The organism is Nonomuraea sp. NPDC052634, from assembly GCF_040678535.1.
Classification (GTDB): Bacteria; Actinomycetota; Actinomycetes; order Streptosporangiales; family Streptosporangiaceae; genus Nonomuraea; species Nonomuraea fastidiosa.
The window spans coordinates 726,783-748,247 of the sequence record NZ_JBFATY010000002.1; the positions used below are offsets into that span (position 1 = coordinate 726,783).

Sequence of the window (21,465 nt, forward strand, 5' to 3'; positions counted from 1 at the left end):
TGGGTCTCACGCTACAGAAGACAGGGTGGCCGCAAGGGGAGAGTCGGAAATCGCAAGCAAAGCGTAATCAAGTCACTACTTGCCGCGACGCGCGGCGGCCCATTCGACCGTCTTCTTCAGCCCGGTCGCGAGGTCGGTGCGGGGCTGCCAGCCGAGGCCCTCGTGGGCGGGCACCGGGTCGACGGCCATCGCGGGCAGGTCGCCCGGCCGCGGCGGCGCGAAGCCCGGCTTGTCCTGCGCGCCGGCCGCGTCGGCGATGAGGCTGTGCAGGCGCCGGTCGGTGGTCTGGATGCCGGTGCCGAGGTTGAAGCGGCGGCCGTTGCCCTCGGGGCCGCAGGCGCGGACGAAACCGTCGACCACGTCGTCGACGTAGACGTAGTCGCGGGTCTGGCTGCCGTCGCCGTAGACGACCGTGGGCGTGCCGTTGAGCAGCGCGTCGGTGAAGATCGAGACCACGCCGGCCTCGCCGTCGGGTGCCTGGCGGGGGCCGTAGACGTTGGACAGCACCAGCGTGGTGTATTCGAGGCCGTACAGGGCCTTGAACGTGGCGAGGTAGATCTCGCCGCTCAGCTTGGACGCCGCGTACGGCGAGCGCGGGTCGGTGGCCGCGTCACCGGGCACCGGGATCGTGGCCGGCCGCCCGTAGACGGCGACCGACGAGGCGAAGACCACCTTGCGGGTGCGGCCCTCGTGGGCGGCGGCCAGCACCGCGGCCGTGCCCTCGACGTTGAGCCTGGCGTCGTAGGCCGGGTCGGCCACGCTCTTGCGCACGCTGATCTGCGCCGCGAGGTGGCAGACCACCTCCGGCTGCAGCTCGGTCATCAGGTCGACGAGCGCGCGGTCGCGGATGTCCATCTCGTGCAGCCGGAAGCGGTCGCTGGTGGCCGCCTCGGCGAGATTGTCGCGACTGCCGGACGACAGGTCGTCGACGACGTCGACTTCATGGCCGTCGGCCAACAGGCGATCGACGAGATTCGATCCGATGAACCCGGCACCACCGGTGACCAACACGCGCATGAAGTGAATCTTAGTCGGCGAGCTCCGCCCTCACTTGCGCGATGCGATCGAGCACCTTGGACCGCAGGTCGGCCGGAACCGGGTCACAACCACAGTGTTTGTGGACCAGCTCCTTGACCGCTTTGTCCAGGTCGTACTCCTTGAGGCAGGGACCGCACTCGTCGAGATGCACCTTGATCTGCGCGACGTCGCTCTCGGTCAGCTCGCCGTCGAGGTACTCGTAGACCTTGTCGAGCACTTCACGACAGTCGGTGTCGTGCGGGTTGCCACAGCTCATTTCGATCCCTCCGCCGGGACCAGGCCGCGCTCGCGGGCGTAGTCCTCAAGGAGGCCCCGCAGCTGCCTGCGTCCCCTGTGCAGCCTCGACATCACGGTGCCGATCGGCGTGCCCATGATGTCGGCGATCTCCTTGTAGGGGAAGCCTTCGACGTCGGCCAGGTAGACCGCGATCCTGAACTCCTCGGGCAAAGACGCCAACGCCTTCTTGATGTCGCCGTCGGGCAGGTGCTCGAGCGCCTCGACCTCGGCGGACTTCAGACCGCTCGAGGTGTGGGACTCGGCCCGCGCGAGCTGCCAGTCCTCGATCTCCTCGGTGCCCGACTGCTTCGGCTCGCGCTGCTTCTTGCGATAGCTGTTGATGAAGGTGTTGGTGAGGATCCGGTAAAGCCACGCCTTCAGGTTGGTGCCCTGCTGGAACTGGTGGAAGGACGCGAACGCCTTGGCGAACGTCTCCTGCAGCAGGTCCTCCGCGTCCGCGGGGTTCCGGGTCATCCGGAGCGCCGCGGAGTAGAGCTGCTCGAGATAAGGCATGACGTCGCGCTCGAAGCGCTCGCTTCGTTGCTCCAGCGTCTCCGCGCCTGTCGCGGGCACCGGACCCACCCCCCTAAGATCACCGGTGGCCGGCTGTGGCGGTACACCGTACTCAGGGGAGGATACCCGCTGGCTCGCGACCGATGGGTCAGCGGGTCGGGGTTCAGCCAATGTGAGCATGCTCGTCGCAACACACCCGAGCCCTTGTCTGTTCCCGCAAGATAGAAGGTACGAAGGACCCGGTGCGGGGAACGTCATACGTACCGGCTGGTAGCCCTTTTTCCGGAACCCAGGAGTCGCGTGTGCTGCCCATTCCGGCCGAGGAACTGAACGGCTCAGGGACGCTCGGGCCGTACTGGACCTTCTACCGCGCCGTCGCCGCCGAACAACTCAACCGATGGCTTCCCGCCGAACCCTCCGTCATCCTCGACCTTTCCGGCGGCCGCGGGCGATGGTCGGGCCAGGCCGCCAGAGCCGGGCACCGGGTGATCGAGGTGCTCGACTTCCGCCGCACCGCCGACAGTCAGTCCCGGCTGCGCGACGCCGACCGCGTACGCCACGTGCGCGCCGACGACCTGGCGTTCCTGCCCGACGAGAGCGTGGACGCGGTGCTCGCCGAAGAGCGCGTGATGTCCATCGAGCTCATGGCCGAGTCCGCCATGAACGACGTGGCCAGGGTGCTGCGGCCCGGCGGGCGCGCTCTGGTGTGCGTCGACTCCCTGGTGCTCGGCATGGCCATCCTGGCCGAGCAGGAGCAGTGGCAGCACCTCCGGCAGACCGGCGAGGTCATGCTGGTGCCGTGGCCCGACGGCAGCATCACGCGCTGCTTCAGCAGCACGCAGCTGCGCGAGCTGCTCCAGGGCGCCGGCCTCGAGATCGAGTGGATGCGGCCCCGTACGGTGCTGTCGCCGTCCACGGTCGACCACGTGCTCGGCTCGGACGCGCGGGCGCTCAACTACCTGGTGCGCACCGAGCTCGAAGCCCATCCCGATGACGACGACACGGTCGGCATCCACCTGGTGGCCAGCGCCCGCAAGAAGTGAGGCCAGGGCCGCGCCCTCCACTCCCTCCTGTACGACCGGATCGGATCAGCGGCGGCGTTCGCGTTTGCCCTGGCAGGGCACGCATCGCGCCGCCTCGGGCCGGGCTTCGAGCCTGCCTTCCGGCACCGGCTTGGCGCAGTCGACGCACCGGCCGTACGCGCCCTCGTCGATGCGTTTGAGCGCCTCGACGATGGCCTGCCGCTGGCTCGTGGCAACGGTCAGCATGGCCTGGGCCCGGTCGGCGTCGGTCAGGTCGGAGCCGGCGTCGGCCGCAGAGCGGTCGCGCACGCCGACCGGCTCGCCGCGCAGGACCCCGATCGAACGGTCGAGGTCGGCGAGCATTTCTTCCAGCCGCTCACGAGCGGTCGTGACATCCACGAATCCGCACCTCCGGGTAAAGGGGTACGCCGCGGCCAGGACCCCCCGGATGTCCCGCCCGGTGTGATCAAGGGGGCAAGGTTCAGCGGTGACACCGTGTGAACGGTTGCATCGCTTTCCTCACCGGATGCCCACTTACCGGGCTTCTTACACCTTTAAAAGAGCGCGGTCTCCTCCTCGTCGGGGAGGGGTTTGATGAGGTCCGGTCCGTTGTTGCGGACGTTGTTGACGTCCGTGGACACCGGGTACGCGGTGAGCCGTCCCGGCTCGGCGGGCACCAGCAGCCGCCCCGCCTGCTCGGTGTCGGTCAGCTTGGGATCGAGCCACTCCGCCCAGTGATCCTTGTCGATCATCATGGGCATCCTGTCGTGGATGCGGCCGAGCTGGTCCTCGGCGTTCGTGGTGATGACGGTGCAGGTCACCAGCCACTTGAGCGGGTCGTCATCGTCCCTGGACGGGTCCTTCCAGAACTCGTACAGACCGGCCATGGCCAGCACCCCGCCATCGGCCGGATGGATGAAGTACGGCTGTTTCTTCTTCTTTTCGCCCTCGACCGGCATCCACTCGAAGTAGCCGTCGGCCGGCAGCAGGCACCTGCGCTTGGCGAACGCCTGCCGGAACGACGGCTTCTCCGCCAGAGTCTCGGCCCTGGCGTTGATCAGCCGGGAGCCGATCGACGGGTCCTTGGCCCACGCCGGCACCAGGCCCCACTTGACGACCCTCAGCTGCCGCACCGCCCGCTCGGCATCCTTGGGCACGCGGCTCAGCACTGCGTAGACGTTCTTGGTCGGCGCGACGTTGTAGTCGGGCCCGAGCTCCTTGTCGGGCTCCGGGTCCTGCTCGACCTGGAACTCCTCCAGCAACTCGTGCTTCTTGCGCGCCGAGGCGTATCTACCGCACATGACCCCACACTGCCACGTCAGGCTTTCGCGCGCATGTTCGCCTCACGGTGCCGGCCGGTTGCAGCCGCCCATGCGGTCCAACCGCTGGGGTGGCGCCTACCGGCACGTACCGGGTCGGGCGGCGCACGGCCTCGCCGTCACACTCCCCACCAGCGCGTGCCCACCGTTCACCCGCCCCACTGTCACGGTGCCTCACCTTCACCTGCCGACCCGCACACGCCCACGCGCGGGGACGCCCCCGCCCTCACACGCCCCGCTCTCACACACCGACCCGCACACGATCGTCTGCGGCGACCACCGACGGAGCATGTGACGGTCGTCCACAGGGAGCGACGACAACAGCCCCGTCATCCACAGCCTGCGGCCTCCGGCCACCCACGGCCAGTACTCTTTGACCATGCCCGCTCAGCACTGGCCCGCCCCGACGGCGACAGATCCCGTCGTCGCCACCGTCCCGCTGCCCGGCTCCAAGTCGGTGACCAACCGCGCGCTCCTGCTGGCCGCGCTCGCCGACGGTCCAGGCGTCGTACGCCAGGCCCTGCGCAGCCGCGACGCCGACCTCATGGTCGCGGCGCTGCGCGCGCTCGGCACCACGTTCGAGGCCACGCGCGAGACTTCGGCGGGCGTCGACTGGGCGGTGACGCCGGGCCCGATCCGCGGCGGCGCCCACATCGACGTCGGCCTGGCCGGCACGGTGATGCGGTTCGTTCCGCCGATGGCGGCGCTGGCCGATGGGCCGGTCTCGTTCGACGGCGATCCCCATGCACGCAAGCGCCCGATGGGCCCCATGCTCGACGCGCTGCGCTCGCTCGGGGCCCGCGTCGACAACGACGCGCTGCCGTTCACGATCAGCGGGCCGACGACGGGCGGCGAGGTGACGCTCGACGCGTCCGGCTCGTCGCAGTTCGTCTCGGGTCTGCTGCTGACGGCCGCGCGTTTTGAGAAGGGCATCACCGTACGCCACGTGGGGCCGCCGGTGCCCTCGCAGCCGCACATCGAGATGACGATCGAGATGCTGCGGGCGGTGGGCGTCTCGGTCGACGCCAGCGAGCGCGACGTGTGGCGGGTGGAGCCAGGGCCGATCACGGCCAGAGACGTGACGGTCGAGCCCGACCTGTCCAACGCGGCCCCGTTCCTCGCGGCGGCCCTGGTGACGGGCGGCACGGTGACGATCCCGGCCTGGCCGGCCCGCACCACCCAGCCGGGCGACGCGCTGCGCGGGCTGCTCACGTCCATGGGCGCCACGGTCACCCGCTCCGGCGACGACCTCGTGGTCACCGGCACCGGGAAGGTCACCGGTCTCGACGCCGACCTCCACGAGGTGGGCGAGCTGACCCCGACCATCGCCGCGCTCGCCGCCCTGGCCACCACGCCGAGCCGCATCAGGGGCGTGAGCCACCTGCGCGGCCACGAGACCGACCGCCTGGCCGCGCTCGTCACCGAGATCAACCGCCTGGGCGGCGACGCCGAGGAGACCGACGACGGCCTGATCATCCGGCCCCGCCCGCTCCACGGCGGCGTCTTCCACAGCTACGACGACCACCGCATGGCCACGGCCGGCGCCGTGATCGGCCTCGCGGTGCCGGATGTCGAGGTGGAGAACATCGCGACGACCGCCAAGACCTTGCCGGAGTTCGTCCAGATGTGGACCACGATGCTGGCCTCCCAGTGACCACCGCCACGTGGACGTCGATGCCGGACCCGCGATGAGCCTGCCCATGCGGACACCGGATGTAGGGCCCGCAGTGAGCCTGGCCCTGCGGACTGCACACACTGGATCCGCGAGGATCTCCGCTCAGCCCCACGCGCACCACGCCCCGGCGGCCTCGGCCTCCGGGGCCCGGCTGCGGGCGCCCTCCGCTCACCAGAGCGGCGTCACGCGCCTCACCTGCGCGAACGGCTACTTTTCCGGCACCGCTGGTTTCACCGTGGAAGCCCCGGGCACGTCGGTGAAGGCCACCACGTGAGAGCACGTCGCCCGGATGACGACCATGAGACCCACCAGCACGACACCGCCGCCCGAGCGACCCCGGGTGAAGCCGCCCATCCCACCCCGAAAGCCACTCGCTCGGGCAGAAGGCGTACCTTCGCCCACCACCCGAGGCCCGACCGCATCCCACGGAGAGCCGGACACCAGCCGCCCACCCGGCTCGCCCCAGCCCGCCGGCTCGCCCCACCACCCGGTTGGCCCCACCCACCCGACTCACATGACCCGCCGACTCGCACCACCGCACGCCGGCACGTTGGCCACGCACGGATCGGCACGCAGGCCACCCATGGGTTGGCACGCAGGCCAACACGGACCGGCATGCAGGTTTCGCACGGGTCTGCGCGCAGGTCGGCATGGACCGGCGTGCAGATTTCGCACGGGTCGGCATGCAGGCCGCCGCACAAACCGGCACGCAGACCAACGCACACCCGATGCACCGACCGACCACCTGGCCCCTCCCACCTGCAGACCGAGCACACAAGCCAGGGGGGCGGGATGCGCTGCCTACGAGCGGACGACGATCGGCAGCGCCGGTCGACAGCGCCGGTCGACAGCGGGAGACGAGCGGACAACGGCCGGCGCAGGGAGACGAGCGGACGGCAGCCGACGGATCGACGAGCGTGCGACCGAACGGGCAGGCAGGCAGATTGACGATCGGGTGACGATCGGTCGCGGGATGTCGTAGGACGTTCCGCACCTGCCTACCATCACCACTACAAACCAAGACAATTTTCACGAAAGGGGAGCGAGCGCATGGGAGCGGACCGCTGAGGAGGCGGGAGTACGACGAGGACGACGTCAGGGTCAGGCCGGGCAAGGGTTCCAGGCCGCGGACCCGAATTCGTCCTGCGCATGAGGACGCTGTGGAAGGGTTTGTGGTGGCCGTGGACCGCGGCCGCTACACCACGCTGGTCGAGGCCGAACGCCCCAAGGGCTCGGCGCAGAAACGCAAGCCGCCCCAGCGCCGGCTCGTGGTCGCCATGAAGGCCCGCGAGCTGGGCCGCAAGGGCATCGTCGTGGGCGACAGGGTCGCGCTGGTCGGCGACGTATCCGGCAAGCCCGACACGCTGGCCCGCGTCGTACGCGTGGAGCCGCGCACGTCGATGCTGCGCCGCTCGGCCGACGACGTGGAGGACAGCGACGGCATCGAGCGCCCGGTGGTGGCCAACGCCGACCAGCTCGTGATCGTGACCGCGCTGGCCGACCCGCCGCCGAGACCGCGCATGATCGACCGCATCCTGGTGGCGGCGTTCGACGCGGAGATCGACACCCTGCTCTGCCTCACCAAGTCCGACCTCGCGCCGCCCGACGAGCTGGTGGCCCTGTACGAGCCGCTGGGCGTGCCGTACGTCGTCGTGCACAAGGGCGGCCCGCTCGACGAGCTGCGCGAGCGCCTGGTGGGGCGGATCAGCGTCCTGGTCGGGCATTCGGGAGTGGGCAAGTCCACCCTGGTCAACGCGCTGGTGCCGAACGCCAACCGCGCCGTCTCCCAGGTCAACGCCGTCACCGGCCGCGGCCGTCACACCTCGACCTCGGCCGTCGCGCTGGAGCTGCCGGAGGGCGGCTGGATCATCGACACGCCGGGCGTACGCAGCTTCGGACTGGCCCACGTCTCGACGGAGACGGTGCTGGCGGCGTTCCCTGACCTGGTGGAGGGCACCGTCGACTGCCCGAAGGGCTGCAACCACCTGAGCGAGGGCTGCGCTCTGGACGCCTGGGTAGCGGCGGGCAACGCCGACCCCGCCCGCCTGGAGTCCCTGCGCCGTCTCCTGGCGAGCCGCGAGGGCACCTTGGACGACCCCACGGCCACCCGCAGCGCCTGAACCCTCCGCCCGCTGACACCCCCGACCAGGCAACGTCTCCAGCGACCGGCCACTGCCACAACGCGTGCGAAGCAGTGCTGCACACCGCTGCCACAACGCGTACGAAGCGGTGCAGCACGCCGCTGCTCAGCACCGGCGCACGGCCCCTGGCCCCGGGCGGCTCCACGACCGGCTCCCGGCCGCGCGCCCTACCAGGCGCCGGCGAGCACCCCGGTTCGGCGATGCCACCCCAAGTGCCGAGGCGAGCGGTCGTCATGAGATTCGCCTGGCAGAGGTGGAAGCGTGGCGGCCGGCGGCGCGGTCCGGCCGCCGAGTCCACCCCGAAAGCCACCGAGTCCACCCCGAAAGCCAGCGAGTCCACCCCCGAGAGCCGGGCAGCGAAAGCGAAGCGAACGGATGCGCCCCAGGCCACCGACCCGCCACGGCGGTGGTCAGGGGCGGTTGGGGCGGAGGGTCCAGGTGACGGTGAGGGTGGAGACGACGACGCCGTCCGCGTTCGTGATCTCCACCTCCACATCGAACTCCGGCCGCTCCCCCGCGTCCAGCCGCGCCAGGACGTCATCCCGCGACGCCGACAGCCGGGCCGAGGCCCGCACCTCGCCGGTGGCGACCTTACGGAACGCGATGGTCGCCGTGGTCGGCAGCGGCACCGCCCGGTCCAGCTGATCGGCGAAAAGAGACAGCACGGCGGCCCCGGACGCGGACTCGGCGAGCGTGAAGAGCACCCCCGCGTGCGGCCCGCCGACGTGGTTGGCGAGGTCCGCCCGCGGAGGTACGCGGCAGACCGCCCGCCCGTCCTCGGCCGTGTCGAAGACGATGCCCAGGGTCCGGGCGAAAGGGACCGACCGCAGCAGAAGCTCACCGACATCTTGCGACATGCAGGACATGCTACTGATGAGTAACTGAAAAGGCGGTTACCAGAAAAGGGGCGTTGGTAACTGATGTCCGTAAGGCCGACACGGTAGCGTGGGCGACCGTGCAGAGTTATAACGATGATCTGCGCCTCGCGCATGTCATGGCGGACGCCGCCGACGACCTGACCATGCGACGGTTCAAGGCGGTCGACCTCACGGTCGAGACCAAGCCCGATCTGACGCCGGTCAGCGACGCCGACCGCGCGGTGGAGGAGGCCATCAGGGGTACGCTGCGCCGCGCCAGGCCGCGTGACGCGGTGGTCGGCGAGGAGTTCGGCAAGACCGGCTGGGGCGCCCGCTCGTGGATCATCGACCCCATCGACGGCACCAAGAACTATGTTCGCGGCGTGCCCGTCTGGGCGACGCTGATCGCGCTCATGGAGTACGGCAAGGTCGTCGTGGGCCTGGTTTCGGCCCCCGCCCTGGGCCGGCGCTGGTGGGCGGCGGCCGACGGCGGGGCGTGGACGGGCAAGAGCCTGACCAAGGCGACCCGCATGCACGTGTCATCGGTGTCGTCGCTGGAGGACGCGTCGTTCTCGTACTCGAGCTTCGGCGGCTGGGAGAAGGCCGGCAAGCTGGACAACTTCCTCGACCTGAGCCGCGCCTGCTGGCGGACCCGCGCGTACGGGGACTTCTGGTCGCACATGATGGTCGCCGAGGGCTCGGTGGACGTGTCGGCCGAGCCGGAGCTGTCGCCGTGGGACATGGCGGCGCTCACCGTGATCGTGGAGGAGGCCGGCGGCGTCTGGACGGACGTCGCCGGCGTCAAGGGCCTTGAGGGCGGCAGCCTCGTCTGCACGAACGGCCTGCTGCACGACCAGGTCATCGACCGCCTCAACGGCACGACGGTCAGGACCTAGGAACGCCGCACGCCCGCCCTGCCCCGGATCTCCCGGGTCGCGGCGGCCAGCGCGTCCTCGTCGGCGATCGTGACGTTCTCCTCGTACGTCACCCCGCTCGGCGGATCGTCGTGCCCGATCGGATCGGCGTCCCAGAAGTTGCCCCGGTAGGTGACGTTCTCCAGCGGCGGCCCGACGTGCAGCACGGCCGTGTTGTCGGCGCGCATGACCACGTTCTCCTCGACGAGCACCCAGCTCGCGCCGTAGTCGGTGTAGAGCCCGAAGTTGTACGGCGTGCGCGTGTCCTTGATGACGTTGCCCCGCACCACGGCCCCGGTCTCGGCCGAGTCGCCCTGCGGCCCGGAGAGGTAGACGCCGCCTCCGTCGGCCAGCACCTGCATGGTGCCGGCGGTCAGGTTGCGCAGGATCCGAGTGCCCTCGCCAGGCCCGGCCACGATGCCGCAGTGGGGCACGTCGGTGACCTCGTTGTGGGCGACGACGCAGCCTCGGGTGCCGGTGACGGCGATGCCGGGCGACCCGCTGAACTCCAGCCCGATCCCGCGCACCCGGTTGTCCTCGATCACGCCGCCCCGGGTGCCGTTCATGGTGACGCCGCCGCCGGACAGCGTGTCGAACTCGCACCCGGATACGGTGACGCCCTCGCCCCCGCTGACGCCGAGTCCGGTGGCGCCCAGCCGGGTGAACCGGCACCCCTCGACCTCGGCCCCACCCGCGTCCACGAACTCCACACACGCCGGAATCGTGACGGAACTCAAGGGATACGTCACATATGCGCCCTCCCCCAGCTCCGCCCGCTCGACCGGCCCGCCCTCGTAGAACCCGCTGCCGTGATAGTGCACGAACCCCTCGGGCCGCCCGGGACGCGTCCACGTGGCCTCGGCGAACACCAGCCCCCTGAACGCCACGTCCCGCGCCCCCGCCACCCGCACCAGCGTCTCCAGGACCGGCGCGACGACCCGCGCGGACCCCGGCTCCTCCCCCGGCAGCGGCAGGTACATCAGCACGTGCCGGCCCGGCCGCGACCGGTCGAGCACGAACGTGCCGGGCTCGCGCAGGAAGCTCGGGTCGTTCTCGACGGAGGTGGGCAGCCCGGGTCCGATCGAGGTGTGGCCCTCGTAGACGGACCGGTACAGCTCGTACGCCCACCCGAACCCCGGCTGCGCCATGGTGATCACGGTGGAGTCGCCCTCGCGCGCGATCCGGGCCACCTGGAGGCGGGCCTCGGTCCACGGGTAGACGCCCCGGTGCACGAACTCGACGTTCTGCCAGGTCAGCGGCTCGGGGCTGTCGGTGACGTAACCGGTCTCGGTCGCGGTGACCGTGCCAGGCAGCCCCGGTACGGCGGCACGGGACGCGCGGCGGCCGTTTACGTAGAGCTGGCGGATGTCGAGGCCGCCGACGTCGGCCAGCCACACCCCGTCGCGCACGCGCCAGCCGGCGATCTCCCGCCCGCCGCTGATGACGGCCTCCTCCTGCCCGGACGTGCCGTGGCCGGCCGCCTGGTAAACCGTCCCCGAGTCGGCCTCGCCCAGTTCGAACGGCCGATTCAGTACGTGGACACCGCCCCCGAGATGCACGACCGCTTTCCCACCCGCCTCGCGGGCCGCCGCCCGGGCGCGTTCGAGCGTCGCGAACGGCCGGTCCTCGGTGCCCGGCGCGGAGTCGTCACCGGACGGCGACACATAGATCTGGATCATGACAAACCGCCTCTGCCTCGTTTATGCCGTACACAGATTTGTACACCATAAACTAGACCCATGGACGACGGCGTCGAATTGTTGTGGCGGGAGCGCGGCGAGGAGAGCGCGCCGCGCGCCGGGCTGACCCTTGACCGGATCGTGCGCGCGGGCATCGAGCTGGCCGACGCCGAGGGTCTTGAGGGCCTGTCGATGCGCAAGGTGGCCGACCGGCTCGGCTTCACCACGATGTCGCTCTACCGCCACGTACCGGGCCGCGACCAGCTCGTCGCCCTCATGCGCGACGCCGTGATGAGCGAGCACGCACCGGAGGACCCGAGCGACCGTACGGACGAGCCACGAAGCGACCACCAGGACGCCGGCCCACAGGAAGACGGAAGCGACCAGAAGGGCGCGGACTGGCGCCCCCGACTCGAAGCCCTGGCCAGGCAGGGCTGGCGCCTCCGCCGCCGCCACCCATGGCTGGCCGAGGTGCGGGGCTCACGCAACATCCCCGGCCCGAACGCGGTCGCGACCTTCGAACGCATGCTGAGCACCCTCATCGGCACCCCGCTGCGCCCCCACGAGGTGATCGCCGCCGTCAACCTGATCGGCCGCTTCGTGGACGCCGAGGCCCTGAGCCTGGTCGAGCCCCTGCGCGAGGAGCGCCGCAGCGGCGTCTCCGAGGAGGAGTGGTGGGGCGCCCGCGACTCCCTGTACGAACGCCTGACCGCCTACCCCACGATCACCCGCCTGTGGGAGTCCGGCGGCTGGGACGACCCCGAGGACTCCTTCGAGTTCGGCCTGCGCCGCATCCTCGACGGCATCGAGGCCCTCATTCAAGAACGTGACGAAACCCGTGACGATTCATGTCGCGAATGCGGCAAACCGCTGGAGCCGGCCGCCACAGGCCGCCCCCGCGTCTACTGCTCGCGCGCCTGCCAGCAACGCGCGTACCGCACAAGAAAGAAGCCGTGACGGGCACAGAGGCCGCTCAGAGCGCCAGCACCCGCCGCACGGCGGCCATCAAAGCGTCCCGGTATCCCCCGCCGTACAACACCACGTGCACGAGCAGCGGATGGAGCTGATGCAGCGGCACCCGCTCCCGCCACCCGTCGGCAAGCGGCCACTCCTCCTGGTACGCCCCCAGCACCCGATCGAGATACGGCAGCCCGAACAGATCGAGCATCGCAAGGTCCGTCTCCCGATGCCCGCCATGGGCCGCCGGATCGATCAGCACGCCCTGCCCGCCGGACCACAGCACGTTCCCGCTCCACAGATCCCCGTGGATCCGCGCGGGCGGCTCGGCGGGCCCCGCCACCTCGGGCAGCCGCTCCACCGCCCGCTCGACCAGCGCGACGTCTGAGGCGGGCAGCCGCGCCTGCCGCAGGAACGGCAGCACCCGTCGCTCGCCGTAGAAGGCCGGCCAGTCGGGGGCGGCCGCGTTGTCCATCGGCAGCTCGGCGATGAACCCGGGCCACGGCGCGCCGAACTTCTGCGCCCCCGCGCGGTGCATCCTCGCCAGCGTCCGCCCGAACCGCTCGGCGGCCTCGGGGGTGGGCCGCTCCTCGCGTACCCAGGCCAGCACCAGCCGGTCCGGCTCCGCCTCGATGACCTCGGGCACCGCGGCGACCTCGCCGAGCCAGCGCAGCCCGGCGGCCTCCGACAGCAGCACCTCGGAGGCGGGACCGCTCTTGACGAACACCGCCCGCCCGTCGTCCAGCACGCCCCGCCGCAGCCGCCTGCCGTGCGAGGTGCCCAGCTCCTCAGTGAATCTCATCGGCGATGTGCTTGGCGACGCCCTCGGCGGCCGACTCGACCAGGTCGAGGACCTCTTCGAACCCTTCGCGGCCCCCGTAGTACGGATCCGGCACCTCGGCCCCCTCCGGCGCGGCCGGATCGAACGACCGGAACAACCGCACCTCGACCCCTTCGGGGGCGATCCGCTGCAGGTTGGACAGGTTGTCCCGGTCCATGGCGAGCACGAGGTCGTACCGGTCGAACCAGTCCCTGGTGAACTGCCTGGCCCGGTGCGAGGAGCCGTCGTAGCCGCGCAGGGAGAGGGTCTCCAGCGCCCGCTCGTCCATCGGGTCGCCCACGTGCCATCCTCCGGTGCCGGCGCTCTCGACGACGACCTGGCCGTCGAGACCCCGGTCGGCGAGCACCTTCCGCAGCACGACCTCGGCCATCGGCGACCGGCAGATGTTCCCCATGCACACCACGCATACGCGATACGTCATGCCTCCATTGTGGCCAGCCGGGCAAGTGCTCCGACCTGCGCCGTTCACGTACGGACCGCGCCGGATGAACCGGCCGCAGCGGGGCCGGTGCAGCACACCGACCCACAGCGTTCACTGTCCGTTCATCCGCTCTCGGGGGCCGAGTCACTTTCGCCGCCTAGCTTCATGCCCGACTAAGGACCAAGTGGGAGGAACCCAACCGTGAAGTATGCAGGCCGGCTCGCCGCCGTCGCCGTCGCCGGCGCGCTCTCGCTCGCTGCGTGCGGCACAGACAACAACAACCCCTCGGGCAGCACGACCTCCGCAAGCGCCGCCGCGCCCGCGGCGGACAACGGTCTGAGCGGCTCCATCAACGCCGCGGGCTCCTCGGCCCAGGCCAACGCGATCACCGAGTGGACGAAGAACTTCACGGCAGCGAACCCGGGGGTGACCCTGAACTACCAGCCCAGCGGCTCCGGCGCGGGCGTGCAGGCGTTCATCCAGGGCACGGTCGCCTTCGCCGGCTCCGACTCGGCGCTGAAGGACGACGAGCCGGCCCAGGCCGACGCCCGGTGCAAGACCGGCAAGGCCATCAACATCCCGATGGTCACCGGCCCGATCGCGGTTGTCTACAACCTCCCCGGCGTCGACGGCCTGCAGCTGTCGCCGAAGACGCTCGTCGGCATCTTCAACAGCAAGATCACCAAGTGGGACGACCCGGCCATCAAGGCCGAGAACCCGGACGCCCAGCTCCCGTCCACGCCCATCCAGGCGGTCCACCGCTCGGACGAGTCGGGCACCAGCGACAACTTCACCAAGTTCCTCAAGGCCACCGGTGACTGGCCGTACGAGCCGGCCAAGGCGTGGCCCGCCGAGGCGGGCGGCCAGGGCGCCAAGGGCTCCGACCAGATCGCCGCCAGCGTGAAGGACTCCGAGGGCGCGATCAGCTACGTCGAGCTCTCGTACGCCGAGAACTCCTCGCTGCAGAAAGCCAAGATCGCGAACGGCTCCGGCGAGTTCGTCGAGCTGACCCCGGAGAGCGCGGCCAAGACGGTCGAGACCGCCGAGATCAAGGGCACCGGCAACGACCTCGCGCTGTCCATCGACTACGCCACCAAGACCCCGGGCGCCTACCCGATCGTCCTGGTGACGTACGAGATCACCTGCGAGAAGGGCCTGCCCGCCGACCAGCAGAAGATCGTCAAGAGCTTCCTGACCTACACCGCCAGCGACGAGGGCCAGGCGGTGCTGAAGGAGCTGGGTTACGCCCCGCTCTCGGGCGACCTGCTCACCAAGGTCAGGACCGCCGTCGAGGCCATCTCCTGAGCGGCTCATGACGACGGACGTACGTACCCGTGAAGGCGGACCGGACACCAGCCGGTCCGCCTCGCGGCGCAGCATCGGTGAAGGTCCCTTCCGGTTCGTCTCCACGGCGGCGGGCGTCATCCTGCTGGCGATCATGGCGGCCATCGCCGTGTTCCTCATCAGCGAGGCGATCCCGGCGCTGCAGGCGAACAAGGCGAACTTCCTCACGGAGCTGACCTGGGACCCCAACGGGCAGCAGGTCTTCGGCATCGCCGCGCTGGCCTTCGGCACCCTGCTCAGCTCCGCGCTCGCGCTGGTCATCGCCACCCCGATCGCGGTCGGCGTGGCGCTGTTCATCTCGCACTACGCGCCCCGCAAGCTCGCCGCCCCGCTCGGCTACCTCATCGACCTGCTCGCCGCGGTGCCCAGCGTCGTCTACGGCCTGTGGGGCCTGGCGTTCCTGGTGCCGTTCATGCGGACGCCGTCGCAGTGGCTGAACGAGCACGTCGGCTGGTTCCCGCTGTTCGCCGGCGAGGGCGTGATCGGCGGCAAGACCATGCTCGCCGGCGGCATCGTGCTGGCCATCATGATCCTGCCGATCATCGCGGCCATCTCACGCGAGGTGTTCCTCCAGGCGCCCAAGATGAACGAGGAGGCGGCGCTCGCGCTCGGCGCGACCCGCTGGGAGATGATCAGGATGGCCGTGCTGCCGTTCGGCCGTCCGGGTGTCATCAGCGCCGCCATGCTCGGCCTCGGCCGCGCCATGGGCGAGACCATCGCGGTCGCGCTGATCTTCCCGGCCACCTTCGACATCACCTTCGAGATCCTCACCCCGCACGCCAACAGCATCGCCGCCAACATCGCCAACGGCTTCGGCGAGGCCACCGACATCGGCCGGGGCGCGCTGATCGCCTCCGGTCTGGTGCTGTTCCTCATCACGCTGCTGGTCAACATGGCCGCGCGACTGATCATCAACCGCCGCAAGGAGTACGCGAGGGCCGGCGCATGACCTCGATTCAACGCATCTCCACCGGCCGCCGCATCAAGGACCGGGTCGTTCAGGCCCTGGTCTATGTGGCGTTCGTGCTGGCCGTGGTGCCGCTGGTCTCGGTGCTGTGGCTGGTGGTCTCCAACGGCCTGGCCCGCTTCGACATGGAGTTCCTCACCCACTCCATGAACGGCATCGGCGCCAGGGACGCGGGCGGCGGCGCGTACCACGCCATCGTCGGCACCCTCGAACAGGTCCTGCTGGCCTCCGTCATCTCGGTGCCGATCGGCCTGTTCACCGCCATCTACCTCGTCGAGTACGGCGCGGGCGGCCGCCTGGCCCGGGCCATCAGCTTCTTCGTCGACGTCATGACCGGCATCCCGTCGGTCGTCGCCGGGCTGTTCATCCTCGCGTTCTGGATCCTCTTCCTCGGCTTCCCCTACTCCGGCTGGGCGGGCGCGCTCGCCCTGTCCATCCTGATGATGCCGACGGTCGTCAGGTCCGCCGAGGAGATGCTGCGGCTGGTGCCGAACGACCTGCGCGAGGCATCGTACGCGCTGGGCGTGCCCAAGTGGCGCACCATCGTCAAGGTCGTGCTGCCGACCGCGTTCACCGGCATCGTCACCGGCGTCATGCTGGCCGTGGCCCGCGTCGCCGGCGAGACGGCTCCGCTGCTGATGACGGTGTTCTTCACCAACTCCATCAACCACGACCCGTTCAACGGACCGCAGATGGGCCTCCCCCTCTTCGTGTTCGACCAGGCGGCCCGTCCGAACGACACCGCCATCGACCGGGCGTGGACCGGAGCCCTCACGCTGATCCTGATCGTCATGCTGCTGAACCTGGTGGCGCGCCTGATCGCCTGGTGGCGTGCGCCCGCCAAGGGCCGATAGGGGGTAATAACCACAATGTCCAAGCAGATCCAGGTTTCGGGCCTCGACGCGTACTACGGGTCGCACAAGGCGATCGAGGACGTGTCGATGACCATCGAGCCGCGGTCGATCACCGCGTTCATCGGCCCGTCCGGCTGCGGCAAGTCGACGTTCCTGCGCACGCTCAACCGCATGCACGAGGTCATCCCCGGCGCGCGCGTGGAGGGCAAGGTGCTGCTCGACGGCGAGGACCTGTACGCCCCGGACGTCGAGCCCGTCTCCGTGCGCCGCATGATCGGCATGGTCTTCCAGCGCCCGAACCCGTTCCCCACGATGTCGATCTACGAGAACGTCGCCGCCGGGCTCCGGCTCAACGGCGGCCGCATCAGCAAGTCCGAGATGGACGACATCGTCGAGGACTCGCTCAAGGGCGCCAACCTGTGGAACGAGGTCAAGGACCGCCTCAACAAGCCCGGCGCCGGCCTGTCCGGCGGCCAGCAGCAGCGCCTGTGCATCGCCCGCGCGATCGCCGTACGGCCCGAGGTCCTGCTGATGGACGAGCCCTGCTCCGCCCTCGATCCGATCTCCACGCTGGCCATCGAGGACCTCATGGCCAAGCTGAAGGACCAGTACACGATCGTCATCGTGACCCACAACATGCAGCAGGCCGCCCGGGTCAGCGACCGCACCGCCTTTTTCAACCTCGCCGAACAGGGCAAGCCCGGCAGGGTCATCGAGATGGACGAGACGTCGCGCATGTTCACCAACCCCTCACAGAAGGCCACCGAGGACTACATCACGGGGCGCTTCGGCTGATGACCCACCAGCAGGCGGCGCCCACGATGAACGGGGACACCAGGGCCAAGCCCGTACTGCTCATCGCCGACCCCGACGGCTCCGTGGTGGACGACGTCGCCACCGCCCTCGAACGCGAGGGCGTGGCCGTCACCGGGGCGCCCGACGGCGCCCAAGGGCTGCTGCAGGCCGGAGCGCTCCAGCCGGACGTGGTGCTCGTCGCGGCCACGCTGCCGGTCATCGACCCGGTCGAGTTCGTCCGCGCGGTACGGCTCGCGCGCTCGGTGCCCGTCCTGCTCGGCGTCGGTGAGGGGCACGCCGACCAGGCCGTACGCGCGCTCGCGGCCGGCGCCGCCGCCTGCGTGGCCCGGCCCTACCGGGTGCCGGAACTGCTGCCGTTCATCCAGGCCAGCTCCCCCGAGCCGCGCAAGGTCCTCACCGTCGGCGGCGTCGAGCTGGACGTCCACGCCTACCAGGTACGCGTCGGCGGCCGCGCCGTCCACCTGCCGCTGCGCGAGTTCGAGCTGCTGCAGTACCTCATGCGCAACGCCGACCGCACGGTCACCCGCGAGCAGATCATGCGCCACGTCTGGCACGCCGCCGCCAACACCTCGACGAACACCATCGCGGTGCACGTCAAACGGCTGCGGGCGCGCCTGGGCGACGAGGACGACCAGCTCATCCAGACCGTACGCGGCGTGGGCTACCGGCTGGTCACCCCGGGCAACTCCGAAAAGCCCGCATGACGCGCTCGGCCACGCCTTCGACGGTGGCGATGCCGTACTCCACCTGAGGGCTGCCCTCGCTCAGCACGGCCACGGCGAAGTCCCGCCCGTCACCTCTGACGAGGCCCACGCTGGCCGTGGCCCAGCGCCCGTTCGACACCCGGCGCAGCCAGCCGTTCTTCAGCGCCACCCGTTCACCGCGGCAGGCGGCGGCACTGATGCCCCAGTCCTGCCCGTCCACGACCGCGCCCATGAGCCTGCGCACCTGAGCGCGGTCCTGCCGCCTGAGCGGGCTCTTCTTCGCGACGAGGGCCGCCATGAGCCGTACCAGGTCGTCGACGGACGTCTGCGTGATCCCCCAGCAGTACAGGTCCACGCACCTGCCCGCCACTCCCCGGGTATGCCGCAGCCCGAACCTCCGCCCCGCCGCGTCGAACCCTCTCACCCCACCGATCCGCTCCCACAGCCGATCGGCCGCGTGGTTGTCGCTGTAGCGGATCATCCGATCGGCATCCCGCCGCACCGCCGCCGGCAGCTTCTTCCACGGCGTGCGCAACAGTAAGGCCATGAGAATCTGCACCTTGGCCACGCTGGCCGTGATCATCCGCTCCTCGGCGTGATAGGCGTAGGTTCGCCCGGACCCCAGCTCCTTCACCATCACCGCCACCCGCCCGGTCCGCCCCGCGAGATACCGATCCAGCCGCCGCGAGATCTCCTTGCCCGGCACCTCTCCCCTCGCCACGACCCGCTGCTGCTCCACCAGCAGTCGTCCGTCTTCCGGCCTCCGTAAGACCCCCCACCCGGCCGTGAGCAGCGGCACCCGCACGGTCAGCGACGCAACACGGCCCACCCGCGCACGTCCTTCAGGCGCCCGAGCCACCGCCTTGACATCCCCGGCGACGACCAGCGGCGAAATCAACGCGAGCAACCCCACGAACAGCCACGCCACCCTGCCCCAGGCCCCGACCATTCGAGCATTATCACGACATCCCCGACACCCCCGCCACCCCGCCCGAAGCCCCACTCCCGCCCCCGAAACCCAGCCCTCACCCGAAGACCGCCCCCGACAACTTCTCCCACCCAGCCACCCCAGGCTCTCAAGCACGCGACCCGCAACACCAGCCGACCCGTCCACCCCCAGCCCTCACACCCCGGCAAGCGCCCTCGCCCAAGTCCGGCACCAAAACCCACCACCCCGAACAGTCCATCCTGTAAGGCACACCCGAACACCACCGGCAGCAACGAACCCCCGACCCACCCGCGCTGACAAATGCACCCTGGAGCGCGCGAACAGGCCCAAGCAAGGTCGGCAACAGCCGAAAACCCACCCCACAGAAAACCCGACCGCACCCACACACTCTCAACGCACGAAACCCCACACACCCGCCACGAAAAGCCCCTCCAGGGAGAAAAACCCAGCCACTCAAAAAAGGGAGGGGCCACGACGCCCTAAAACGTCACATCCCCTCCCCCACACGAAGAAAGGGAGACACCCAAGGCACCAGAACCCCTCCCCACACCGAAGAAAAGCCCTGACACCACAACCGCTAGCACCCCCCACGCACCAAAAGAACCCCGACACCAAGAACACCGGCCCCGCACGCAAAAAGGGGGAGGCGCCCCGACACCCCAGACGCCGGAACCCCACCCCCACACACGCACACACAAAACACACACACAAAGAGAGAGGGGCTCCGACACCACAACAGATGCCAGAACCCCACCCCAACACACACAAAAAAGAGGGGCCTTGGTATCCGAAACCAGATACCAAGACCCCTCTCATCAAAGATTGTCCGGCGGTGACCTACTCTCCCACACCCTCCCGAGTGCAGTACCATCGGCGCTGAGAAGCTTAACTTCCGGGTTCGGAATGTAACCGGGTGTTTCCTTCCCGCCATAACCGCCGTAACCCCACGAAACAGCACACCATTTGCTGTCTCAGAATTGCCTAGTGAACGCGAGCAAAAGCTTTGTGGTCAAGTCCTCGGCCTATTAGTACCGGTCAGCTCCACACGTTACCGCGCTTCCACCTCCGGCCTATCAACCCGGTCATCACCCGGGAGCCTTACCCCACAACGTGGGTGGGAGACCTCATCTCAAGGCGAGCTTCCCGCTTAGATGCCTTCAGCGGTTATCCCTTCCGAACGTAGCCAACCAGCCGTGCACCTGGCGGTACAACTGGCACACCAGAGGTTCGTCCGTCCCGGTCCTCTCGTACTAGGGACAGCCCCTTTCAAGTCTCCTACGCGCGCAGCGGATAGGGACCGAACTGTCTCGCGACGTTCTAAACCCAGCTCGCGTACCGCTTTAATGGGCGAACAGCCCAACCCTTGGGACCTACTCCAGCCCCAGGATGCGACGAGCCGACATCGAGGTGCCAAACCATCCCGTCGATATGGACTCTTGGGGAAGATCAGCCTGTTATCCCCGGGGTACCTTTTAGCCGTTGAGCGACACCGCTTCCACACGCCGATGCCGGATCACTAGTCCCAGCTTTCGCTCCTGCTCGACCCGTCAGTCTCACAGTCAAGCTCCCTTGTGCACTTACACTCAACACCTGATTGCCAACCAGGCTGAGGGAACCTTTGGGCGCCTCCGTTACCCTTTAGGAGGCAACCGCCCCAGTTAAACTACCCACCAGACACTGTCCCCGATCCGGATCACGGACCAGAGTTAGACGTTCAAAACGACCAGAGTGGTATTTCACCAACGACTCCACCCGAACTAGCGTCCGAGCTTCCCAGTCTCCCACCTATCCTACACAAGACGCTCCAAACGCCAATGTCAAGCTGTAGTGAAGGTCCCGGGGTCTTTCCGTCCTGCTGCGCGTAACGAGCATCTTTACTCGTAGTGCAATTTCGCCGGGTCTGCGGTTGAGACAGCGGGGAAGTCGTTACGCCATTCGTGCAGGTCGGAACTTACCCGACAAGGAATTTCGCTACCTTAGGATGGTTATAGTTACCACCGCCGTTTACCGGCGCTTAAGTTCTCACCTTCGCCAACTTACGTCAGCTAAGCGGTCCCCTTAACGTTCCGGCACCGGGCAGGCGTCAGTCCGTATACATCGTCTTACGACTTCGCACGGACCTGTGTTTTTAGTAAACAGTCGCTTCCCCCTGGCCACTGCGACCCCCACCAGCTCCCG

Annotated in this window: 20 protein-coding genes and 2 rRNA genes (1 of these 22 cut by a window edge); 10 read left to right on the plus strand and 12 right to left on the minus strand. The window is 69.3% G+C overall.

The window, feature by feature from the left end; all coding sequences use genetic code 11:
- Positions 1-75: 75 nt before the first annotated feature.
- The 3 genes from AB0K67_RS15935 to AB0K67_RS15945 are packed head-to-tail and all read right to left on the minus strand — an operon-like array spanning position 76 to position 1,896.
- Positions 76-1,017: an NAD-dependent epimerase/dehydratase family protein gene (locus AB0K67_RS15935; RefSeq protein ID WP_364059473.1), complete on the minus strand. Its 942-nt coding sequence runs from the start codon at positions 1,015-1,017 to the stop codon at positions 76-78.
- A gap of 10 nt (positions 1,018-1,027) precedes the next feature.
- Positions 1,028-1,294, minus strand: coding sequence for a mycothiol system anti-sigma-R factor (gene rsrA, locus AB0K67_RS15940; protein ID WP_364059476.1), 267 nt, complete (start codon positions 1,292-1,294; stop codon positions 1,028-1,030).
- On the minus strand, positions 1,291-1,896 hold the full coding sequence (locus AB0K67_RS15945; protein ID WP_364059479.1) for a sigma-70 family RNA polymerase sigma factor: 606 nt from the start codon (positions 1,894-1,896) through the stop codon (positions 1,291-1,293). The genes rsrA and AB0K67_RS15945 overlap by 4 nt, the downstream gene beginning before the upstream one ends.
- Positions 1,897-2,129: 233 nt before the next feature.
- Between AB0K67_RS15945 and AB0K67_RS15950 the strand changes: the two genes are divergently transcribed.
- Positions 2,130-2,870 (plus strand): methyltransferase domain-containing protein, encoded by a 741-nt coding sequence (locus tag AB0K67_RS15950; protein ID WP_364059483.1) that lies wholly within the window; start codon positions 2,130-2,132, stop codon positions 2,868-2,870.
- A 45-nt stretch (positions 2,871-2,915) separates the two neighbouring features.
- Here AB0K67_RS15950 and AB0K67_RS15955 read toward each other — a convergent pair whose 3' ends face one another.
- Positions 2,916-3,248, minus strand: a complete 333-nt coding sequence (locus tag AB0K67_RS15955; RefSeq protein ID WP_364059486.1) for a TraR/DksA C4-type zinc finger protein — start codon at positions 3,246-3,248, stop codon at positions 2,916-2,918.
- Positions 3,249-3,403: 155 nt separating this feature from the next.
- Positions 3,404-4,150: an SOS response-associated peptidase gene (locus AB0K67_RS15960; protein ID WP_364059489.1), complete on the minus strand. Its 747-nt coding sequence runs from the start codon at positions 4,148-4,150 to the stop codon at positions 3,404-3,406.
- A gap of 397 nt (positions 4,151-4,547) precedes the next feature.
- Here AB0K67_RS15960 and aroA point away from each other — a divergent pair, with 397 nt between their 5' ends.
- Both aroA and rsgA read left to right on the plus strand, forming a co-directional pair.
- Positions 4,548-5,822, plus strand: a complete 1,275-nt coding sequence (aroA, locus tag AB0K67_RS15965) for a 3-phosphoshikimate 1-carboxyvinyltransferase (RefSeq protein ID WP_364059492.1) — start codon at positions 4,548-4,550, stop codon at positions 5,820-5,822.
- Positions 5,823-6,907: 1,085 nt separating this feature from the next.
- On the plus strand, positions 6,908-7,963 hold the full coding sequence (gene rsgA / locus AB0K67_RS15970; protein WP_364059593.1) for a ribosome small subunit-dependent GTPase A: 1,056 nt from the start codon (positions 6,908-6,910) through the stop codon (positions 7,961-7,963).
- 431 nt (positions 7,964-8,394) lie between these two features.
- Here rsgA and AB0K67_RS15975 read toward each other — a convergent pair whose 3' ends face one another.
- The gene (locus AB0K67_RS15975) at positions 8,395-8,841 is read right to left on the minus strand and encodes a DUF4442 domain-containing protein (RefSeq protein WP_364059495.1); all 447 of its coding nucleotides are present in this window, start codon (positions 8,839-8,841) and stop codon (positions 8,395-8,397) included.
- A gap of 98 nt (positions 8,842-8,939) precedes the next feature.
- Between AB0K67_RS15975 and hisN the strand changes: the two genes are divergently transcribed.
- A complete protein-coding gene (gene hisN, locus AB0K67_RS15980; protein ID WP_364059498.1) occupies positions 8,940-9,737 on the plus strand; it encodes a histidinol-phosphatase in 798 nt (265 codons plus the stop codon).
- Here the strand turns inward: hisN and AB0K67_RS15985 are convergent.
- Complete coding sequence (locus AB0K67_RS15985) at positions 9,734-11,434, minus strand: right-handed parallel beta-helix repeat-containing protein (protein WP_364059501.1); 1,701 nt, start codon at positions 11,432-11,434, stop codon at positions 9,734-9,736. The two genes, hisN and AB0K67_RS15985, sit on opposite strands and share 4 nt — an antisense overlap.
- 60 nt (positions 11,435-11,494) lie before the next feature.
- Here AB0K67_RS15985 and AB0K67_RS15990 point away from each other — a divergent pair, with 60 nt between their 5' ends.
- Entirely contained in the window at positions 11,495-12,391 is an 897-nt protein-coding gene (locus AB0K67_RS15990; protein ID WP_364059504.1) for a TetR/AcrR family transcriptional regulator, read from the plus strand.
- 16 nt (positions 12,392-12,407) lie between these two features.
- Here AB0K67_RS15990 and AB0K67_RS15995 read toward each other — a convergent pair whose 3' ends face one another.
- Both AB0K67_RS15995 and AB0K67_RS16000 read right to left on the minus strand, forming a co-directional pair.
- Positions 12,408-13,193, minus strand: coding sequence for a fructosamine kinase family protein (locus tag AB0K67_RS15995; protein ID WP_364059507.1), 786 nt, complete (start codon positions 13,191-13,193; stop codon positions 12,408-12,410).
- Positions 13,180-13,653, minus strand: a complete 474-nt coding sequence (locus tag AB0K67_RS16000; protein ID WP_364059510.1) for a low molecular weight protein-tyrosine-phosphatase — start codon at positions 13,651-13,653, stop codon at positions 13,180-13,182. Before AB0K67_RS16000 ends, AB0K67_RS15995 begins: the two co-directional genes overlap by 14 nt.
- 201 nt (positions 13,654-13,854) lie before the next feature.
- Here AB0K67_RS16000 and pstS point away from each other — a divergent pair, with 201 nt between their 5' ends.
- The 5 genes from pstS to AB0K67_RS16025 are packed head-to-tail and all read left to right on the plus strand — an operon-like array spanning position 13,855 to position 18,338.
- Entirely contained in the window at positions 13,855-14,958 is a 1,104-nt protein-coding gene (gene pstS, locus AB0K67_RS16005; protein ID WP_364059513.1) for a phosphate ABC transporter substrate-binding protein PstS, read from the plus strand.
- Positions 14,959-14,965: 7 nt separating this feature from the next.
- Positions 14,966-15,946 carry a phosphate ABC transporter permease subunit PstC gene (gene pstC, locus AB0K67_RS16010; RefSeq protein ID WP_364059516.1) on the plus strand — a complete coding sequence of 327 codons (981 nt, stop codon included), beginning with the start codon at positions 14,966-14,968 and terminating at the stop codon, positions 15,944-15,946.
- Entirely contained in the window at positions 15,943-16,818 is an 876-nt protein-coding gene (gene pstA / locus AB0K67_RS16015; RefSeq protein ID WP_364059519.1) for a phosphate ABC transporter permease PstA, read from the plus strand. The genes pstC and pstA overlap by 4 nt, the downstream gene beginning before the upstream one ends.
- A 15-nt stretch (positions 16,819-16,833) precedes the next feature.
- The gene (pstB, locus tag AB0K67_RS16020; RefSeq protein WP_364059522.1) at positions 16,834-17,613 is read left to right on the plus strand and encodes a phosphate ABC transporter ATP-binding protein PstB; all 780 of its coding nucleotides are present in this window, start codon (positions 16,834-16,836) and stop codon (positions 17,611-17,613) included.
- Positions 17,613-18,338: a response regulator transcription factor gene (locus AB0K67_RS16025; RefSeq protein WP_364059524.1), complete on the plus strand. Its 726-nt coding sequence runs from the start codon at positions 17,613-17,615 to the stop codon at positions 18,336-18,338. The genes pstB and AB0K67_RS16025 overlap by 1 nt, the downstream gene beginning before the upstream one ends.
- Here the strand turns inward: AB0K67_RS16025 and AB0K67_RS16030 are convergent.
- The 3 genes from AB0K67_RS16030 to AB0K67_RS16040 all read right to left on the minus strand — a co-directional run.
- Positions 18,307-19,287, minus strand: a complete 981-nt coding sequence (locus AB0K67_RS16030) for a serine hydrolase (protein WP_364059527.1) — start codon at positions 19,285-19,287, stop codon at positions 18,307-18,309. The genes AB0K67_RS16025 and AB0K67_RS16030 overlap by 32 nt on opposite strands.
- A gap of 824 nt (positions 19,288-20,111) precedes the next feature.
- Positions 20,112-20,228 (minus strand): 5S ribosomal RNA (gene rrf / locus AB0K67_RS16035).
- A gap of 64 nt (positions 20,229-20,292) precedes the next feature.
- Positions 20,293-21,465, minus strand: a 23S ribosomal RNA gene (locus AB0K67_RS16040); it runs 1,784 nt beyond the window's last position.

Coding starts and splice junctions, on each gene's coding strand:
- AB0K67_RS15935 (WP_364059473.1), bottom strand. CDS start 1,017: ATGCGCGTGTTGGTCACCGGTGGTGCCGGGTTCATCGGATCGAATCTC.
- rsrA (WP_364059476.1), bottom strand. CDS start 1,294: ATGAGCTGTGGCAACCCGCACGACACCGACTGTCGTGAAGTGCTCGAC.
- AB0K67_RS15960 (WP_364059489.1), bottom strand. CDS start 4,150: ATGTGCGGTAGATACGCCTCGGCGCGCAAGAAGCACGAGTTGCTGGAG.
- aroA (WP_364059492.1), top strand. CDS start 4,548: ATGCCCGCTCAGCACTGGCCCGCCCCGACGGCGACAGATCCCGTCGTC.
- AB0K67_RS15975 (WP_364059495.1), bottom strand. CDS start 8,841: ATGTCGCAAGATGTCGGTGAGCTTCTGCTGCGGTCGGTCCCTTTCGCC.
- AB0K67_RS15985 (WP_364059501.1), bottom strand. CDS start 11,434: ATGATCCAGATCTATGTGTCGCCGTCCGGTGACGACTCCGCGCCGGGC.
- AB0K67_RS15990 (WP_364059504.1), top strand. CDS start 11,495: ATGGACGACGGCGTCGAATTGTTGTGGCGGGAGCGCGGCGAGGAGAGC.
- AB0K67_RS15995 (WP_364059507.1), bottom strand. CDS start 13,193: ATGAGATTCACTGAGGAGCTGGGCACCTCGCACGGCAGGCGGCTGCGG.
- AB0K67_RS16000 (WP_364059510.1), bottom strand. CDS start 13,653: ATGACGTATCGCGTATGCGTGGTGTGCATGGGGAACATCTGCCGGTCG.
- pstC (WP_364059516.1), top strand. CDS start 14,966: ATGACGACGGACGTACGTACCCGTGAAGGCGGACCGGACACCAGCCGG.
- pstA (WP_364059519.1), top strand. CDS start 15,943: ATGACCTCGATTCAACGCATCTCCACCGGCCGCCGCATCAAGGACCGG.
- pstB (WP_364059522.1), top strand. CDS start 16,834: ATGTCCAAGCAGATCCAGGTTTCGGGCCTCGACGCGTACTACGGGTCG.
- AB0K67_RS16025 (WP_364059524.1), top strand. CDS start 17,613: ATGACCCACCAGCAGGCGGCGCCCACGATGAACGGGGACACCAGGGCC.
- AB0K67_RS16030 (WP_364059527.1), bottom strand. CDS start 19,287: ATGGTCGGGGCCTGGGGCAGGGTGGCGTGGCTGTTCGTGGGGTTGCTC.